The organism is Mucilaginibacter sp. cycad4 (genome assembly GCF_034263275.1).
GTDB lineage: Bacteria > Bacteroidota > Bacteroidia > Sphingobacteriales > Sphingobacteriaceae > Mucilaginibacter.
Genome location: NZ_CP139559.1, coordinates 6,592,124 through 6,610,705, shown reverse-complemented (window position 1 = coordinate 6,610,705; position 18,582 = coordinate 6,592,124). Strand labels below are relative to the sequence as shown.

At 41.5% G+C, this 18,582-nt stretch carries 21 protein-coding genes; 2 read left to right on the top strand and 19 right to left on the bottom strand.

Annotated elements, in window-relative coordinates; genetic code table 11:
• Positions 1 to 10: 10 nt before the first annotated feature.
• From SNE26_RS27350 to upp, 19 genes are all read right to left on the bottom strand, one after another.
• Positions 11 to 340, bottom strand: coding sequence for a type II toxin-antitoxin system PemK/MazF family toxin (locus tag SNE26_RS27350; protein ID WP_321557008.1), 330 nt, complete (start codon positions 338 to 340; stop codon positions 11 to 13).
• Positions 325 to 543 (bottom strand): hypothetical protein, encoded by a 219-nt coding sequence (locus tag SNE26_RS27345; protein ID WP_321557007.1) that lies wholly within the window; start codon positions 541 to 543, stop codon positions 325 to 327. Before SNE26_RS27345 ends, SNE26_RS27350 begins: the two co-directional genes overlap by 16 nt.
• Positions 544 to 599: 56 nt before the next feature.
• Complete coding sequence (locus SNE26_RS27340; RefSeq protein WP_321557006.1) at positions 600 to 2,186, bottom strand: gliding motility protein RemB; 1,587 nt, start codon at positions 2,184 to 2,186, stop codon at positions 600 to 602.
• A gap of 27 nt (positions 2,187 to 2,213) precedes the next feature.
• On the bottom strand, positions 2,214 to 3,350 hold the full coding sequence (gene gmd, locus SNE26_RS27335; RefSeq protein ID WP_321557005.1) for a GDP-mannose 4,6-dehydratase: 1,137 nt from the start codon (positions 3,348 to 3,350) through the stop codon (positions 2,214 to 2,216).
• A 145-nt stretch (positions 3,351 to 3,495) separates the two neighbouring features.
• Positions 3,496 to 4,059, bottom strand: coding sequence for a DUF3109 family protein (locus SNE26_RS27330; protein WP_110586754.1), 564 nt, complete (start codon positions 4,057 to 4,059; stop codon positions 3,496 to 3,498).
• A gap of 13 nt (positions 4,060 to 4,072) precedes the next feature.
• The gene (locus SNE26_RS27325) at positions 4,073 to 4,867 is read right to left on the bottom strand and encodes a DUF3108 domain-containing protein (RefSeq protein ID WP_321557004.1); all 795 of its coding nucleotides are present in this window, start codon (positions 4,865 to 4,867) and stop codon (positions 4,073 to 4,075) included.
• 94 nt (positions 4,868 to 4,961) lie between these two features.
• Positions 4,962 to 5,477: a DUF2480 family protein gene (locus SNE26_RS27320; protein ID WP_090534980.1), complete on the bottom strand. Its 516-nt coding sequence runs from the start codon at positions 5,475 to 5,477 to the stop codon at positions 4,962 to 4,964.
• A gap of 137 nt (positions 5,478 to 5,614) precedes the next feature.
• Positions 5,615 to 7,735, bottom strand: coding sequence for a SurA N-terminal domain-containing protein (locus SNE26_RS27315; RefSeq protein ID WP_321560059.1), 2,121 nt, complete (start codon positions 7,733 to 7,735; stop codon positions 5,615 to 5,617).
• 103 nt (positions 7,736 to 7,838) lie between these two features.
• Positions 7,839 to 8,417, bottom strand: a complete 579-nt coding sequence (gene lptC, locus SNE26_RS27310) for an LPS export ABC transporter periplasmic protein LptC (RefSeq protein WP_321557003.1) — start codon at positions 8,415 to 8,417, stop codon at positions 7,839 to 7,841.
• Between the two features lie 9 nt (positions 8,418 to 8,426).
• Complete coding sequence (locus tag SNE26_RS27305; RefSeq protein WP_321557002.1) at positions 8,427 to 9,749, bottom strand: hypothetical protein; 1,323 nt, start codon at positions 9,747 to 9,749, stop codon at positions 8,427 to 8,429.
• A complete protein-coding gene (locus tag SNE26_RS27300) occupies positions 9,742 to 10,485 on the bottom strand; it encodes a type III pantothenate kinase (protein WP_321557001.1) in 744 nt (247 codons plus the stop codon). The genes SNE26_RS27305 and SNE26_RS27300 overlap by 8 nt, the downstream gene beginning before the upstream one ends.
• Positions 10,485 to 11,177, bottom strand: coding sequence for a phosphoribosylformylglycinamidine synthase subunit PurQ (gene purQ, locus SNE26_RS27295; protein ID WP_321557000.1), 693 nt, complete (start codon positions 11,175 to 11,177; stop codon positions 10,485 to 10,487). The genes SNE26_RS27300 and purQ overlap by 1 nt, the downstream gene beginning before the upstream one ends.
• A gap of 101 nt (positions 11,178 to 11,278) precedes the next feature.
• Entirely contained in the window at positions 11,279 to 12,265 is a 987-nt protein-coding gene (locus tag SNE26_RS27290) for a DUF6427 family protein (protein WP_321556999.1), read from the bottom strand.
• A 56-nt stretch (positions 12,266 to 12,321) separates the two neighbouring features.
• The gene (locus SNE26_RS27285; protein ID WP_321556998.1) at positions 12,322 to 13,314 is read right to left on the bottom strand and encodes a glycosyltransferase family protein; all 993 of its coding nucleotides are present in this window, start codon (positions 13,312 to 13,314) and stop codon (positions 12,322 to 12,324) included.
• A gap of 124 nt (positions 13,315 to 13,438) precedes the next feature.
• Positions 13,439 to 14,293 carry a UDP-2,3-diacylglucosamine diphosphatase gene (locus tag SNE26_RS27280; protein WP_121234085.1) on the bottom strand — a complete coding sequence of 285 codons (855 nt, stop codon included), beginning with the start codon at positions 14,291 to 14,293 and terminating at the stop codon, positions 13,439 to 13,441.
• A gap of 252 nt (positions 14,294 to 14,545) precedes the next feature.
• A complete protein-coding gene (locus SNE26_RS27275) occupies positions 14,546 to 15,079 on the bottom strand; it encodes a DinB family protein (RefSeq protein WP_321556997.1) in 534 nt (177 codons plus the stop codon).
• Positions 15,076 to 15,792 (bottom strand): YjjG family noncanonical pyrimidine nucleotidase, encoded by a 717-nt coding sequence (locus SNE26_RS27270; protein ID WP_321556996.1) that lies wholly within the window; start codon positions 15,790 to 15,792, stop codon positions 15,076 to 15,078. Before SNE26_RS27270 ends, SNE26_RS27275 begins: the two co-directional genes overlap by 4 nt.
• Before the next feature lie 102 nt (positions 15,793 to 15,894).
• On the bottom strand, positions 15,895 to 16,527 hold the full coding sequence (locus SNE26_RS27265) for a hypothetical protein (protein WP_321556995.1): 633 nt from the start codon (positions 16,525 to 16,527) through the stop codon (positions 15,895 to 15,897).
• A 27-nt stretch (positions 16,528 to 16,554) separates the two neighbouring features.
• Positions 16,555 to 17,199 carry a uracil phosphoribosyltransferase gene (upp, locus tag SNE26_RS27260; protein ID WP_321556994.1) on the bottom strand — a complete coding sequence of 215 codons (645 nt, stop codon included), beginning with the start codon at positions 17,197 to 17,199 and terminating at the stop codon, positions 16,555 to 16,557.
• A 133-nt stretch (positions 17,200 to 17,332) separates the two neighbouring features.
• On the opposite strand from upp, the gene SNE26_RS27255 reads away from it, so the two are divergent.
• A complete protein-coding gene (locus SNE26_RS27255; protein ID WP_321556993.1) occupies positions 17,333 to 17,830 on the top strand; it encodes a GNAT family N-acetyltransferase in 498 nt (165 codons plus the stop codon).
• A gap of 10 nt (positions 17,831 to 17,840) precedes the next feature.
• A complete protein-coding gene (locus SNE26_RS27250) occupies positions 17,841 to 18,320 on the top strand; it encodes a MarR family winged helix-turn-helix transcriptional regulator (RefSeq protein WP_321556992.1) in 480 nt (159 codons plus the stop codon).
• The last annotated feature ends 262 nt before the right edge of the window (positions 18,321 to 18,582 follow it).

Here is an 18,582-nt window from a genome sequence, read left to right as displayed (position 1 = left end):
CTTATTTTATTTATGTTAAAAGCTTGATAAGCGCACTTGAAACTTTCGTGAAGCTTGTTCGTTTTAATGTTCCGACTGTGCGTATGATTATTTTTTTATCAGCAGTAAAAATACGTGATGGGCGAATATTTGAGGCCACCGGCAAAGATCCGCTTGCAAAGTCAGTCTGATCAATAGCAATAGCATACATATCTTTGCTTTGCTGACTCGTTATCTGGCATAATATAATGTCATCGCCTTGTAAGTGGGCTAACACCAAAGCGGGCCTCTTCTTACTACCAGATAAGTCAGAAAAAGGAAATGGAATAACTACAATATCTCCCTTTACAAATCCTGCCATGCCTCATCTTCTGCTGTTGTTAACCAACTTTTAGCTAAAACTGCTTCGGTAGCAAAATGAGTTGTGATATTGTCCATACTCTCGGTAGCGCTATCGGCTTCTTCAATGGTAAAAGCAATAACCTCCACTTGTTTACCAACAAATTCTTCCGGTAAATTAATTGATATGTTACGATTACTTGGCTTCACCACTGTCCTGATCATACCCAAATATACTAAAAGTAAAATTCATTCTTACAGGTATAAGATTGATTATATCATCAATGCGCTTTATAGCTCGCCAGGTCGTTATAAATACTACGGAATGAGCTGCGGATACCAAAAGTCAGCATGGATGTTTTATCATTAAACTGGCTGTTCTTATCGCGGCGTACCAGGCCGCCAAGCTCAAACCTCAAGTTATATTTAGGATTAATTAAATATGCTACTTTACCTTCCAGGTAAACCATGTTGGTGGTTAGCCCCTGCCCTGTGTAGTTGCCATATAGCCTTGCCGGATCGCGATAACCCTGAAAAGGGTCTTTACCATAGTTCAAGCCATTAACATCAAGCCCATAATGCCCATAGTCGAGTTCGCCTGAAAAATCAAATCTTTTGTATGAATAATTAAGCAAGCCAACCACTTCACGGAAATTAGCGCCCCAGGGATGTCCTATTGGCTCACCATTTTCGGTATAATTGATTACCGATGAACGTTCTGAATAGGTATATGGCTTAACATTGTTTGTTTCAAGCAAATAGTTTAAGCCTTTAACATTAAACAGGTTTGCACCTCTTATACCCAATTGAAACCCGTATTTATTACGTGAGCTCCCTTTACTTGAAAAGAAGCTTGAAGACTCAAATTCGTCAAGTGCAAACTGGCCATAAGCGGTAATGCCATCTGTTAACTTATACTTAGCAGTAAACCCTATCAAAGCGTTATCGGGTGAACCATTTGAAGCTTCAACCGGCCTTAAAAATATCACCGGGTTGATGTAAGTAAAATCAAACCCGCGTTTATGGCCCAAATCATCTTTCGCTGCCCATACTACTGCATCAAAGAAGCCGAGCGATAACCTGTTGGATACGTTCCAGTCTAAATAGTGAAATACGCCAAATTTTTTCCTGTCCCCATTATCTACTTTTACCGAAAGCGGGTCATCAAAATAAGTCCACATTGCCATATAACGCACATTGCCCAGTGTAGCCGTTAATTTAAAAAATGGGTAGGGTGACGCATAATCAGATAATAATAACGACCGGTAGCCATCGCCAACAAAAGTTTTATCGCGGCCCGCGCTGATATTCAAAAACTTTATCGGTGTATAAGAAACATTAGCTGTGATATATGACCAGCGGTATTCATTACCGTAAATACCAGCATATGCCTGCCCCGGGGCTATGCCAACCTGGTTAACGTAGGTCTGTAAATAATCAGGTAATACCGCGCGGTTTTCATAACCAGCCACATTATATGAAAAGTTTTTACCAAAAGTACCGCCCAGCTGGATCCCAAGCGTACCAAAATTGGTATTCTTTTTGCCGGAGAAATCTCGGCTCAGATTAAAGTCGGGCAACAGATCGGCATAGAAGGTGGAGTTGCTGCTTTTAACATCAATTTGATGCTCGTTAAAAAAACGCCCTTTTAGATCGTTTAAGTTCATCAACGAATCATAGCGAACTTTCAAAAGTGAATCATCAACCATAAATGGCCTTAATGAACTATGCACCCTTGTTTTGGTAGAATAAACATCCTCATTTAGTTTCTGGTAAAACTGGTAATTGTAAGGTTGATATATCGACTGTGCCTTCGCAAGCCCGCTTATCAAAAGCAGTAAAATAATGCTTGTAAATATTCTCTTCATATATGGTTTATATGGTTTTATCCTTGGTTATTCAAAATAATTAAGTGTGTTAAACCCGCCTTTTTTCAGGTATTCGTCTTTTTTTACCAGGTGCAGATCTGCGAGTACCATATCAGTCACCAGTGCCTGCAGGTCGTATTTTGGTTTCCAGCCCAGTTTAGTATACGCTTTGGTCGCATCTCCAATTAACAGATCAACCTCTGTCGGCCTGAAATACCGGGGATCAACCTTTACAACCGTTTGCCCAAACCTCAAAGCCTCCAGGTTCAATCCAAGCACAATGGCCCTTTCCTCATCAATATCAATGATCACTCCGCGCTCGTTCTCATCCTTCCCGCTAAATTCAACTTCGATACCCAGCTCCATGAACGCCATCCTGATAAAATCGCGCACGGTAGTGGTTACACCGGTTGCTATTACAAAGTCTTCGGCGGTTTCCTGCTGCAGCATCAGCCACATTGCCTCAATATAATCTTTGGCATGCCCCCAATCGCGCTGAGCCGAAAGATTACCTACATACAAACAGTTTTGCGAGCCCAGGGCTATTTTTGATGTTGCCCGGGTAATTTTCCGGGTAACAAAAGTTTCGCCCCTTACCGGACTTTCATGGTTAAACAAAATCCCGTTGCAAGCATACATACCATAGGCTTCGCGATAATTAACTACAATCCAGTAGCCATATAGTTTTGCAACAGCATAAGGTGAGCGAGGATAAAATGGTGTAGTTTCACTTTGCGGCACCGCCTGGACCAAACCATAAAGCTCGGATGTGGAGGCCTGATAGATGCGTGTTTTTTGGGTTAGATCAAGAAGCCTTACTGCCTCAAGGATGCGCAGCACACCAACCCCATCAGCATTGGCTGTATACTCGGGTGTTTCAAAGCTCACTTTTACATGGCTTTGAGCCGCCAGGTTATAAATTTCATCGGGCTGAACTTCCTGGATTAGCCTGATGAGGTTAGTTGAATCGGTGAGATCGCCATAATGCAGGCTGAATTTAGCGCCAGTATCATGTGGATCATGGTATAAATGATCTATCCTGTCGGTATTTAATAATGATGAACGGCGTTTAACCCCATGTACCTCATAACCTTTATTCAGCAAAAACTCTGCTAAATAAGCGCCATCCTGACCCGTTATTCCTGTTATTAAAGCCTTTTTCATTAATAATCCGCGTACATAAATTGTACAGTACAATAATATCCAATTTTATTGTAATTACTTCCATAACGCTCAACATATAGGCGCCAACTATGTTTACGCTACTATTAAATAACCGGCAAAATAGGTAAAGACGGCTGTTTGAAAATTAGATCCCGGCTACGGTATCTTCCAGTTCCCGATACCAGTCGGCGCCGTATTTGCGGATGAGCGGGCCCTTCAAAAACTCATGGACACGTACTTTTAACTCGTCCCCAAATGAACATGCAGGGCTGCAGATATTCCATCGATCATAATTTAAAACATCAAACTCGGGATAAGATGTTATGCGGATAGGATATAAATGGCATGAGATGGGTTTTTTCCAATTAACGGCACCTTCCTCATAAGCTTTTTCAATTCCACATTTAGTAATGCCGTTTTCCCATATTACATAGGCGCATTCTTTGTTGGTATCAACACAGGGCGTGGTATAATCGCCTTCAAAATCGGTAACATACACACCGTCCTTTTCAATGGTTTTGATCCCTTTTGCGGTAAGATAAGGTTTTACCTTGGGGTAGATCTCTTTCAGGATATCAAGTTCATCGGCATTAAGTGGCGCGCCCGAATCACCTTCAAGACAGCAGGCACCTTTGCATTTATTTAAATTACATACAAAATTTTCTTTTACTACATCCTCGTGCAGTAATACATTGCCAACCTCAATCATTATCTTTTTAAAATCAATCTTTAATAGGGTTCAAAGGATATTTAAGTCCGGTAGCCGATTTAAGGTCCATTGTTACGCTGCCTATCAGCACCTCAACATGAGCCTTTACCGGGATCCTGTTCTTATCGTTGGTAACCCAAAGGTACAACTTGCTGTTCTTTCGAAAAATCCTCCCCGGAATAATAGCCGGGCTAAATTTAAGACAATTAAACTTACCAAGCGAACATTCAACCGTTTCGGTACCAACATAGGTTATCTGCATACTGTGAAAACCATCCTCCAGAAAGTATTGCAGATCAAAAACATCGCCCTGGTGCAGTTTTGAAACATCAATAGCCCGGGCAAAATAATAGGCTGATACAAAGTCGAAGGATTCCCCTTTATATTCAAATGTTCCTTTATTTGCCATTACCTTTTTGTCTTTCTGATCAAAGGTAACATTGTCCGTATGCCTGTACTTGCCTTCGCGCCTGTTTTCGGTATAAAAATAGGGCATCAGCGTTGCTTGATCCACGTATGATTCGTAGCGGTTACGCACCTTGTAAAACAGGTCGAAAGAGCCGGCGGTTTTTCCTTCGGCAACAAGATGAAATGCAGGGCGGTCATTAAACTTTTTATCGCTTGCCTCTACCTTTATGGTAGCTTCGGCAGCGGTAAAAAAGCCATATTTCATCTTGTAGTCCAGTTGTTCGCCTGCTTTAAAGATCGGCTCATTGATCTTTTTCAACTCCTGGGCAAATCCGCCCGGGCAGCAGGCTATAAAAAGCAGTACAGTAAAAAAATATTTATTTATCGGCAGTTTCTTCATTGATTAATAGCCCTTTTTAGCAGGGCTTGTGATATGACAACTGCTATTATAAATGGTTTAAACTTGTTTTTATTGCGTACTGCTGCTTAAATACTTAGTCCTTACGCTTATAGATAGGCACTGTTGAACAAGGCTCGCCAAACATGAGGCTTTTAACCACAGCACTTAGTTTTTTAGTCAGTTCAACATAAGCAGATACCGGTACTTCAGTATCACCGCAACCTTTCAGCACAATCCGCTGCCCGCGGTATTGTTCAAAATCGGCTTTAGCTATCTCTTTTTCAAAAAGTACGGTCTCCAATACCTCTTTATCGCCAAACACAATTTCGCGGGCATAAGGGGCCATCCGGTTAGCCAGCAGCATATATGCCCAGGCAGGTACAATAGCATCGGCAGTGCAGGTGATACCTACATTTTTGCCCTCATATTGCGCCCAGTCATGTTCTTTTATAAAGTCCCTGAAATCCTTTTCGCGTAGAATCAGGCCATGGAACAGGTTATCTTTTATATCATAAATAACACGGTCGCCGGCAGGGTAAAAAGAAGCCGGGTCTAAGGTAACAAGGCCGCTTTGAGCTACCTTATTTATTATGTTTTCCTGGATATCCATATCATCTTCTATATGAAAGCTAATAGCAGAATGCACAAAGCTTAAAGCTATAGCCTGATTACTAATATTATTTAAAACAAAAAAATCCGGGAACGGCTTAATGCCACTCCCGGATACAAATTTACTTTAAATTTTGTTTAGAAAAATTTAGCCCTGTTATCTTTTACAATTGCATTATCTTTTAATGCATCCAGCACCTGGCCTTGTGAGCGTTGTAAAAGCGCCTGGTTAATTTGTTCTTTTTGTTTAATAGCGTTGGTAAGTGCCGGCGGGTTAGTGAAACCGTTAACCACAAATACATAAACGCCTTGTGCACCGTCAACAGGTTTTGAAACTTTGTTGACAGGCGAACCAAATATTGAACCGATAACTTTATACTCTGCAGATTGACCGGGGATAATAGGATTAGCAAACACAATATTTTCAACCGGAACTACCTTGCTGCCTACTTTTTGAGCAACCTGGTCAATTGAAGCACCGCCGCCAAGGGCCGAGTCAAATTTCTCTTTTAGCTGTTTAGCCTTAACCTCGTTACGTACCATTGGCTCAATTTGCTTTTTAACAGCCTCAAGTGCCAATGTACCTTTAGGTTTAATTTCGGTAAGGCGGGTTATTATATATTGATCGCCTACGGTAAATACTTTATCAGTAATATCGCCTTTTTCGGCTTTGTAAGCCCATCTAACTACGTCACGTGCGTTATCTAAGCCCGGCAGACCAGAAGCTATAGCAGTAACATCTTCGGCAGTACGGGGTTTTAAACCTTCTTTTTTAGCTTCGGCTTCAAAATTATCGGATGTTAATGCGCCTAAAAATGCCTGGGCTTTGCTGTAAGCTACTGTTTGAGTTTTGCTGCTTGCGGTTAAAGGTTTATCAACCACACCAACTTTAACCAATTTTACAGAGCCTTTTTGATCCTCAACCTGGATAACGTGGTAGCCAAATTGTGATTTTACAACAAGGATTTCACCTTTACTTGCTTTAAAAGCAGCATTGGTATATTCAGGAACTAAATTACCCTGCCCGGCACCCATTGAGCCATTAGCATCAAATGAAGGAATTTCACCGCCTTTTACAGCACTGCCTTTATCGGCAGAAAAAGTAGTGGCCAGCTCGGCAAATGATTTACCGCCCTGGATCAGTTTTTTAATTGAATCGGCTTTGGCTTTAGCTTTTTCTTCACCGCCTGCAGACGCAAGATCGATCAGGATATGCCTGGTTTTAACCGAATCGAAAGTAGTTTTGGTATCAACCAGTTTGGCTACTTTGTAGCTGCCGTTTTCAAGGTAAGGGCCGTAAACAAATCCCTTAGCTGCGCTAAACATGGTAGTATCCAGTTTAGGGTCAAGGCTGCCTTTACGCTGGTAAGCTAAAGGCGCTTTGGTTTCGGCATTGATCTGCACAAAAAGCGAATCGTTAGGAGTAGTTTTGAATTCATTCGCTAATTTCTCTGCCTGTTCTTTAACTGCCGCTGAATCTTCTTTTGAAGGAGCCGCGTTGAAGCTAACGTATTCAAAATTCCTCAACTCCTGCGGAGTTTTAAACAAAGCTTTATGAGCATCGTAATATGCGTTGTAATCGGCATCGGTTAAAGTAACTTTAGCATCAGGGATTGAAGCATAATCAAGCGATACATATTTAAAGTTAGCCAGCTTGTTTTTTGCTTCGTAATCATCTGTAGCTTCAAGCGAGTTTACATAAAGACCGTTGGTAACCAAAGTCATGTATTTAGTAGCTTTTTTAGCTTCTATCAGGTCGATAACAAAATCGCTCCAGGCTTTTTTCTGGGCTGGATCAGCTTTACCTGATTGTAGGTAGGCTTTAAACTGATCATACTTGCTGCGGTCAAACTGGCCGGTTTGCTGATCGGCAAACTGGCGGGCTATCTGCGGATCGGGATTGTTATCGCCGATCATTACGTTCATTTCATCATCACCAACGGTGAGACCAATCCTTTCAATCTCCTTGCCTATCAGCAGCTGACTTAAATACTGGTTCCAGGTAGTTTCCTGCAGATAGCTTGCTATTTGCGGAGAGATACTTTGTCCCTGTTGTTTAAATTGTGCGGAGTTTTGCTCCAGCTTTTCGTTGAATTTGTCATAGGGCACTTTTTCGCCATTAACAAGGGCAAGCTCGTTACTATCGCTACTGAAAAAGGAACCGCCCGATCTTACAACTTCGCTCACAATAAATGCAAGCAGCGCGAAACCAATAAAGAATGCGAGAATCTTTCCCATCCTTTCGCGCAAAAAACCCATTATACCCATATTACATTTATAATTATTCTATTCTTTTTAAGAGGGCGCAAGATACAATTTTTAACAAAATTCTATAACACAAAATTTCCGTTAAAAAAAGTCATTATTGTGTCGCTTTTTCATCTACATGAAATAAGCCCGTGCTGCTTTTAAAGGTAGGGTTTAAAAGCTTATCATCACTTTCAAAGGTATTGCCGTTCATAACATTACCGCCGCTAAGTGTGGCCTGAACAGGTTTATTAGAGTAAACCCGCTTGGTTACCTGGTCCCAAAATAATTCGTTTGATTTAAAGGTTTCGCCCTTGGCATTGGTTGCAACCACATTGCCATGAAATTCGATAAGCTTTTCCTGCTCCCGGTTAATACCGGTATCGGCAATAATGTCACCAGCAAACTGACCTGTGCCGCGGTCATAATAATCGATCTTTACACCTTTAGGCATAATTTTATAAGGCTTCTTGATCTGGTATTCGATCATCAGGGGAGCAGTAAGATGGATCTCCACCCTGGCCGAATCGCTCATGATCAAATCAAGCCCTGTAGTACGCTGGGCTACGGTATCAACTTCATTCGCTGATATTTCCCTTACCTTTTTCAGATCGTTTTCGCACGATGATACGAAAGCCGCCAATGGCAACAGTAACAGGCATAAAGCCGGTATGTTAACTGCAGGGCGGCTCATGACAGCGAATTAGTCAAATTTATACCTGGTAAACCACTTATCATTAAGGGTAAAGCCAAGGTGGATATTAACGTAGTTTTCTTTAACTAAACCATTAACCAACGAACCGCGCTGACCTATCTCTGCCGCGATATTGATTTTATAGTAGCTGCCGTTATTTGAACGTAAAGGAAGGCCTAAACCAATAGTACCGGCATACCTTTTAATTGTAGTACCGTTAATGTGCATATAGGTTTGATCATATATGGCACCTATGCGGTAATCAACAGTGGCAAGGTAATTTCTGATAGTTGCGATGTTTGGGGTATATGAACCACCTATATTGAAAGTTTTACTATCCTGTAAGCCCTGGTTTACACCGGCAATTGATAAGTCGGACCATTTACCCATCGAGTAATCGGCACCGACAAGAAATTTGCCATCGCTTTGGAAAGAGATCCCGAACCTGTTGATCTGTGGTAATTTCAGTTTTGATTTAGGCCCGGTTGTACTAACCACGCTATCGGCGGCTATGTCCTGGTTTCCGTTTGCATCGTTAAAATACTGGCTAACAATAAAGCTGCTTTGCGTATGCAGCTTTGTACCTGCCGATGCCGAGTAACCAAATACAAGGTGCTTGGTTTCGGAAAGATCAAATGAATACTGCAAGCCGTAATCGTAATTTATACCACCTATGGCATTACTCGTTTCAATTTTTGAATTGATAGCGCCTGCCAGATCAGGGATCTCGGTAGTGGCAATATCTTTAATGTTACCAAATATGTAGGATACGTTTGCACCTAATAACAAATGCTTACCTATGCCAAAGCCATATCCAAAATATGCTTTTGATAAGCTGCCATCACCGCTGTAGCTATAATTTGTCACGTTGGTATCGGCAGGCGAACCCGATGTTCCTAATTTACTTACTGATTTTTTATAATTGTAACCACGCTCGCTATAAGGTAATAAACCAAAGCTCAAAGCCGAACGTTTTGAAGTGGGAATAGCGAACGCGATATGGTTAAGCCTGAAATTGCTGTTTTTTTGACTTGCCGAACCGGTTTGCGACAGGTTTAAAAAGTTTGCATACAAACCAACATCGATAGTTGTAAGATTAACGGCTCCATATGAAGCCGGGTTTATAACGTTGATATTGTTAAAAAAGCCTATCTTATTGGTAGCTACAGCTATACCCCCCATACCTATGTTTTGGCCCATCAGTTGAGGATCAATATCGCCGATACCGTAACGTGAATATGGAGAGCTTGAAGTTGCCGTTGATTGTGCATGTGCTGAAAAAGCGGCAACAGCCAATAAAAGTGTTATAAAAAACCGGGTATATTTAATCATTATGCTTTTGTATAGCTGCGTTTAATCCTTTTAAAACCAAATATGGTTCAATTTTTATGTAGCGGGCAAAGATGCTATTTTTCAATAGAGTATCAAAAAAAATGCTGTCGCCCCCGCTTAGTATAATGTTCAGTTGCCCGTTCCCGGTTTTATAACTTTCGATAAAACCGGCAAGCTCATATTTTATTCCGTTTTGTACTCCCGAACGGATAGCGGTTGTTGTATTGTTTCCGTATGGTGCATCAAAACCGGCATCGGCTTCAACGAGCGGCAAACCCGCCGTATAATTGTTCAAAGCCTTATAACGCATATTTAAGCCCGGCGATATGCTGCCGCCAAAATAATTTCCCGCAGCGTCAACACCATCATAAGTGATAGCCGTACCCCCGGTTATTACCAGGCTGTTTTGATCGGGGAACATGTGATATGCACCAATAACAGCTGCCAGCCTGTCGGGCCCAAGGGTTTCCGGGGTTAAATAATGGTTATTTATTTCGCTGGTCATTAAAGTATTAAAATGTATCAGCGAAATTTTTTGCCCCAGCCCGGCCTGCCATGCTTCCGTATGTTTTTTTACCGACGATATGATTGCCTTTACAGGATTGTATTTGCTAAGCAAAGCATCCAATACCGGCATATCAATGGTTTCATATTGGCTAACCTCAAGTATTTCATCCAGTTTAAAAACTGCGATTTTGATGAGCGTATTACCAATATCGATAACCAGGCTGGTCATCAGGCCCTAACTATTGATAATATTGATTCAAAAATAGCTAAACCATCCTCATTGGCTAACAAACCATCGGCAGCACGTTCAGGATGCGGCATTAGGCCAAATACATTCCTGCTTAGGTTTGTAACACCTGCAATGTTTTCCAATGATCCGTTAGGGTTTGAATCGGCGGTGATATTACCGGCCTCATCGCAATACCTGAACATTACCTGGTCATTATCGTTAAGGGCTTTTATTACATCGGCATCAGCAAAGTAGTTGCCTTCACCATGTGCAATCGGGATCCTTAAAGGCTGCTGAGGATCAAGCTGAGCAGTAAGTAACGATTGTGTTGTTTGCGGTTTTAAGTAAATGTTGCGGCAAATAAATTTGCGGTTGGTGTTGTGCAATAAAGCGCCGGGCAACAAACCAGCTTCAGTCAATATTTGGAAGCCATTGCAAATACCCATTACATAACCACCTTTTGCAGCAAACTGGATAACCTCCTGCATAATTGGCGAAAAACGGGAAATAGCGCCCGAACGCAGGTAATCGCCAAATGAAAACCCTCCGGGTAAAACAACAAAGTCAACACCTTGTAAGTCATGATCTTTATGCCATAACCTTACCACTTGCTGACCCATTACTTTTTCTAATACATATATGATATCCTCATCACAATTAGAACCGGGAAATATAACTACTCCAAACTTCATCAGAATTATTTTTTAAATTGAGGTTGAACCTAAATAGCTTATTATTATAGTTTCAGGCTACAAAACTAACATAACCGCCGAAATAAGGACGAATGTAAAAGTTAAAATTTGTTAAACTGAAAGTAAATGATGCTGATAAACAACAACAAATACAGTATTTCGTAAAACCAGCGCTTTGTTGCATACAAAAAATAATAGGCAAAAAACACGGTTACCGGCACTGCACAAAGCAAAAAATGGCTCAGGCGAAACTCCGAATTAAGATAAAATGAAAGTGCGGTGATCAAAAAAATAAAAAACAACAGCTGAAACGTTTTACGGATCTGCACGTAACTTTTAAAGAAATTTTGCTGCAGCTTAAAAAAACAAAGTACCAATATTACAATAACCGGCGCCAGCAACAGGTAGTTATAGGAATTTATGCTGATATGATCGGGGAATTTTTTTCCTAAGGGCGACCAGATATGGCTAAACCGGGGCAGCATGTCATTCATAAAATAAATAACCGCCAGGAAGAAAAACACGGTTACGTAACCCAATATGGAAATAACCCATTCGCGCCAGTTAAACGGCCTGAATATCATAAGCGCTATCCAAATAACCAGGAACAAATAGATAAACGGAAAATAAATAAGCGAACCCACCGCTACAATCAAGCCCAGGTCATAAGTTGTTGATTTAACGTCCTCCCCTTTATACAGGTTAAATAATTTAAACAACATCCATATGAGCAGAAAATTACAAATGAGCGGGGCGCTTAACGTTAAAAAGGGGGTAAACAAGCCCGAAAGCGTGATATACATTAACGCAGGCAAAAAAGTTGGTTTGCCTAATAAATTATGGTGATTAATTAACGAATTAAGCAATAAAGCCTGTACAAATACGAGCCCGCCTGCCAGTATTACATTAAGCAGCGGCGAAAACGCGTATTCATATTTTACGGGTACCAGCAACCGGGCAAAGGGTTCCACAAAAATAAATTCAACCTTTTCGGGGATCTGCGCCATGAAACCTATCCGCAGCACGAACAGCAAAATAGCCAGCCATATAATATTGAGGGGATTATAGTTCCTGAAAAGATTGATCATATGCGGCCGTATTTGCGGCTGTAAAATTAGCAGAAAAACCGCTTACAGTGCAATGCTTAATGCCTTGCATATTGCTTTACCAATTTATCAACTATAGCGGCTGTTTCATCCGGAAAATCGACTACAATTTTTTTGGTATCGTTGATCCAGTTATTTAAATGGCCGTTAAACTTGTCATTTATTTCACTCACCACCGGAACACCCAACCTGGAGGCCGAAAGCGCGTTACATTGCTGCTCATATTGCCCTTTCATAGGGATCATCATTACCTTTTTCTGTAAAAACAGGGCTTCGGCAGGGCCTTCAAAACCGCCGCCCGTGAGCAGACCGGTGCAGCTGGCCAGGCTTTTGTTAAAAGCCTCATTATTTACCGGAAAGATCTCCACGTTTCCTGATTGATAGGCCTGCTTTTGCCGTTTTGAAAACACCTGCCATTTAACATCTTTTTGGGCGCTTAAATACTTCAGCAGGGTTTTATCATCATAAGCCGGCAGATAAACGGTATAATGCCCCAGATCAGAGGTTTCCAGTTGCCTGATCTCGCTGCGGATCACAGGCGTATTGATAAAACTATCATAGCGCTCAAAATGAAAGCCTACATGATAGGTAGTTGGCGAATAGTTTTTTAAAAGCCACTGAGCAAAAGGGTCTTTTTTTTCGGGGCGTGGTGTTTTTGGCGATACAAACGAACACTGGTGACTTAGGGATACCGACGGTACACCCCGCAATTTACAAGCCCAGGCACTTACAGGTTCAAAATCATTGATGATGAGGTTATATTGTTTCAAGGGCAGGCTCCGCAGATCGCGCTGAAACCGGCGAAGGTTCATGATTTTCCAGGTAGCCCAATTATCTACCCCGCCATTAGTGCCAAATACAAAACTTACGCCATGAAAGCGATATTTCAGGGGCTGCGATAGTGACACTTCGGCTTCGGTGCCGCTCACCAGCAAATCAACCTCGCCGTATTGCTGCAGCAGGGGGACAATTTCCCTTGCCCGGCTTATATGCCCGTTACCTGTTCCCTGTATACCAAACAGTATCTTCATTAAAATAAATTCTTTTCAAAAAGGATGATGATTGTGCGATGCAGGTACAATGCTTACACTGGTTTACCCAGCACCAATATTTACGGGGGTAATTTAGTAAAGAAAAATGTTTTCGGTAAGTAATTTAATCGTGTTCGTGTTTAAAGCGCTCCAACAAGTTTTTCACATCAAGCATTGCGTTCAAATCTTCCGAATCGGTTTTGTCATCTTCATCCGCGTCTGTATTGAAATCATCGGGTTTGTACTTAAACACTTCCCATTTGCCGTTGTGATATTCCAGCGAACTCAAACTTTCCACCCAATCGCCCGAGTTAAGGTAAAGTACCGAGCCCGTGTTTTGGGTTGATGTAATTTCCCTGATCTCGGCGTGATGAATATGACCGCAGATCACATAGCCGTATTGCTTATCCACAGCCAGGTCGGCCGCAGTTTGTTCAAACTGGTTGATGAATTTTACCGCCTCCTTAAAGCTGGCCTTTACTTTTTGCGAAAAGCTCATTTTTTGCCTGCCAATGGCGGTAAGGAACCAGTTTACAAAACTGTTGATCAAAATCAAAGTATCATAGCCCACAGCGCCGAGTTTAGCCAGCCATTTGGAGTGCTGCATAGTAACGTCAAACACATCGCCATGAAAAATCCAGGCTTTTTTACCATCGATATTTAACACGAGCTTATCAAGTAACTGAAAAGTGCCCATGTTAAAATCGGTAAACTTGCGCAGCATTTCGTCGTGGTTACCGGTTAAATAATAAACCGGGATGCCATCGGTAACAAACTTCAGGATGCGGCGCACTACCTTCATGTGCGCTTCGGGCCAGTACGATTTACTAAATTGCCAAATATCAATAATATCGCCGTTAAGGATAAGGATTTTGGGCTTGATGCTTTTTAAATATTTAAGCAATTCTTTTGCGTGACAGCCGTAAGTACCAAGGTGCACATCAGATATTACTACAATATCAACTTCGCGTTTTGCCATTAAATTAAGGGGCTATTTTACAGGCCGGCAAGATATGCCGGAAAACAACATTTTTATTAATAACGCAACGACTACTCGTCGTCCTCATCTTCGTTAACAGTCAATTCATATGGACTTGCATAGAAGCAGCCGACCAGGATCAGCAAACCTATAACTACCAAATAAGCATACTCAAAATTCATTACAAAGATTTTTACAAATGTCTGAAATTTAACATTATCCTACTGTTAAGACTACATTAAATATAAAAGGTTACTTTGCTGTATTAAATTTATTTTTGATCCTGTTAAGTTGTTTTAAATGGTGCTGTAAATGGATGCGGATAAACTTAAACCATTGTTTGGCGTTCAGCATCCCCATGCGCGGGTGTTTGTATCTATTGGCCGGTGAAGAAGTGGCAATGAGGGGCATGGTAGTATCAACCCGTTTGCGGCATTTGATGATCAGATTTTTGGCATCCTCCTTACTGATCTTATTGGCAGCCATTTTATCACTTACCGCATTGGGGACTGTTGTTTTAACCGGCGGAAATTTACCTAACAACAGCAGGATCCGGCCTTCCCAGTTAATGCCTTTTTTAGTTGGCTCGCAATTGCCATGGGTACAACGTTCAAGCGCTATGGATGAGCCCAGTGTAGCTTGCATAATATGGCTGTAAACCTCGGCAAACGACCAGCCGCCGTCCGCCGGAGTAACATCAAACAACTCATCGGGGATAACATCCAGTTGTTTGCGGTATTCATCAAGGGCCGCATCAATGGCTTTACGTTCTTTGGCGATACTCATAAAAGTAAAGTTAACTCTTTTAAATGAGCAATCTGCACCGGCACATCATGAGGTTTTGCTGCATTAAAAGGGTTAAAATAAATAGCATCCATACCAAAGTTAAGCGCCCCGCGGATATCAGCTTCAACGCTGTCCCCAATCATCACACTTTCTTCTTTCGACGCTCCGGCCAAATCAAGCGCGTGTTGAAATATCGCTTTATCAGGCTTGTTAACACCTACATCTTCGGAGATGATAATGTTTTGAAAATATTTGGCCAGATCAGTTCCGGCTATTTTAATCTGGGTTGAATCTTTAAACCCGTTCGAGATCAGGTGCAGGGTATATTTTGATTGCAGGTATTGCAGTGTTTCATGCGCGTGGGGGAACAGGTTGGTTTTGGTAGGGCAAAGTTTTACATAAGCATCCTCAAAATCAAGCGGCATCAAATCCGGGTGTAAGCCAAGATCAGTGAAAGTTGATTTGAAACGGGCCCCGCGCAGCTCATCTTTAGTGATCTCGCCGATATGGTACTGTGCCCAAAGGCGGTGATTATTGCGGGTATATGTTTCAATGAACAACTCGGCAGATTGCAGACCTATTTCACCCAATTGGTGAATAACATATAGCTCATGCAGGGCCTCTTCGGCATTTTTATCAAAATCCCAGATAGTATGGTCAAGATCAAAGAAGATGTGTTTGTACTTTATATCGGATTTCGGATGTTCGATCATTTTAATGTCGGATTTCGGATGTTCGATTTCGGAATTATTTAATTCCCTGATAAAAATTCAAAATTAAGAAATTCAATCTTACTAAATCCGAAATCAAACAGCTTAAACTAATCCTCTCAAGATTCTTGCAGTTAGTATATCTTTCTGTGGTTTGGTTAACACGATACTGTTTTCAATGATCACTTTAATATCCATCCGGACCAACTCTTTAATGTCCTCAAGTTCAATATCAAACATATTAATTACCCTATAAAAAACGGCAGGCAATAAAGTTTTGGCTATAACTTTTTTTAAAACTGTTATAAGTTGCTCATCATTTTTCACCATAAGTAAATTGAGTATGGCCTGAACTTTTAGCAAATCGCTTTTATTGTGTTGTAAAGCGTGCCTATTTAACCTTTCAAAATCATTTTTAGGTATATGTTTAAAAAAATAACGCAGCCAATCTAAACATAGTAGCTTCGCATCGTCATCCAGGTTTGACAAAAGATGCTTCTCAATAACATGCAAATGGGGTAATTTAAAATAGTCAAGGGCAATACTCAACTCAATAGCATCTTCGAGGGCTTCTGACTTGCTGCCATCAATATACTTACCTATAAAAGCAATATAAAACTCATTATTGCCATCGGTTTTAAAACCCTGGTAGTCCCAGATAAATGCACTCCTATCTAACGCATTATCGAAAATGCATATTAATTCTGCGGTAGAAATATTATAATCAGAGGTCCCCATTATTAACCGTTCTTTTACAATACCTCCCTACGCTTTCTCTCCAAAAGCCAGGTCACCCGCATCGCCCAAACCCGGTACGATATAAGCTTTGCTGGTCATTTCATCATCCACCGCGCAAAGCCAGAGTTTGGCTTTTGGCAGGTTGGCTTTTACATGCGCCACACCTTCGGTACTGGCAATTACTGCGGCAATGTGCAGCTCTTTTATTTTATATTGTGCCATCAGTTCTTTACAAACCGATACTATACTTTGCCCGGTGGCCAGCATGGTATCGCACAAAATAAAGATCTTATCGTCAAGGTTTGGGGTGGAGATATGGTCAACCTGGATCAAAAAGCTGCCGTTGCGTTTCACTTTGCGATAAGCTGTAATAAATGCAGAGGATGATTGATCAAAAAACTGCATAAAACCCTGGTGAAAAGGCAGCCCAGCCCGCAAAATGATCCCCAGCACCGGTTCATCGGCTGGCATATTAACACTGGCGGTCCCCAGCGGAGTTTGAATTTCTTTGGTTTCGTAATGTAATGATTTGCTGAGCTCATAAGCCAGTATAGCACCCAGCTTTTCCTGGTTCCGCCTAAAACGTGCCTTATCCTGCTGAATAACGGCATCCCGCAATTCGGCAAGAAACTGGTTGGCAATAGTATCGGTTTTATTGAGAATGAAAATCATGCTTAAAATTAAGCGTTTTTTGAGCAATAGCATTACTATTTGTTGATTAAATGTCATACTGTATCATAGAAAACAGAATAAATTTTGAATTTATGTAGTCAACTACGTAGATTTGTACATAAATATTAAAGTCATGGACACTACGCCTGTTATCAGCTCACTCAACAATACTTATTGCCAGCAGATCATTGATATCATTTTACCAATTCAGCAAATAGAATTCAATGTGCCTATAACGCTTGAAGCCCAGCCCGACCTGCTTGATATTGAAACAAACTATCATCAAACCGGCGGCAATTTTTGGGGAGCTACATACAATGAGCAGCTTGTTGGCACCATAGCCCTTATTGCTTTTGGTAATAATGCAGCCGCCATACGCAAAATGTTTGTGCTTAAAGAATATCGCGGCAAAGAGCTGGGCATTGCGCAATTACTGCTGGATAATCTTATTGCCTATTGCAGGCAAAACAACATTGCCGACATTTATTTAGGCACCGTTGAGATGCTGAAAGCTGCCCATCGCTTTTATGAAAAAAATGGATTTACACGCCTGGCCAAACATGAGCTGCCAAAATCATTCCCTCTTATGGCTGCAGATACTATTTTTTATGAGTTACATTTGAAAAACTAACAGCAGGATAATGAATGTTATTGACGAATCGGGAATTTTAGCAATTTCAACAAGATTGCAGCGCCTGGCCGAGCAGTTACGCAAAGAGGGCGTGCTCATATACAAAGCCCACAATATTGAATTTGAGCCCAAGTGGTTCCCGGTGATTTATACTTTGCATTTTAAGCCCGTTTTAAGTGTGGTGGAAATTGCCGCCGAAATTGGTTACACTCACCCATCAACGATAAGCCTGTTAAAGGAGCTGGAAAAAGAAAAACTCATCCGCTCAAAAAAAGACAAGGCCGATGAAAGGAAGCGCCTTATCATGTTAACCACAAAAGGCCAGGAACTTATTGTGCGCATGAAACCTATCTGGGAAATTATGAAAGCCGCCGCCGCGGAAATTGCCGATACCCAAAACAACCTGATGAAGGCTATAACCGAAGCAGAAGAAAAATTAAAGCAACAAAGCTTTCTTGAACGTGCCTTGCGTTTAAAAACTGAAATGTAGCTGATTTTAGCTTAAAGTTGGTATTACTTCCATCGATATTTAGAAGAAATAAAAAAAGGCCGCCGCCGCTCGGCTCCGGCCGAGTGGCAGCTATTCCCCGGCCTCTGGCCGTATACGCCAGACTCCAGCATTCGATCAAGCAGATATTGCAGCTCAATGGTCATGGTTTAAGCATAACATATGAGCTTTAAACGCATTCGGCGGCCGGAGGCCGTGAAATAGGCGCCACTCGGCCGGAGCCGAGCGGCGGCGTAGGTTAAAT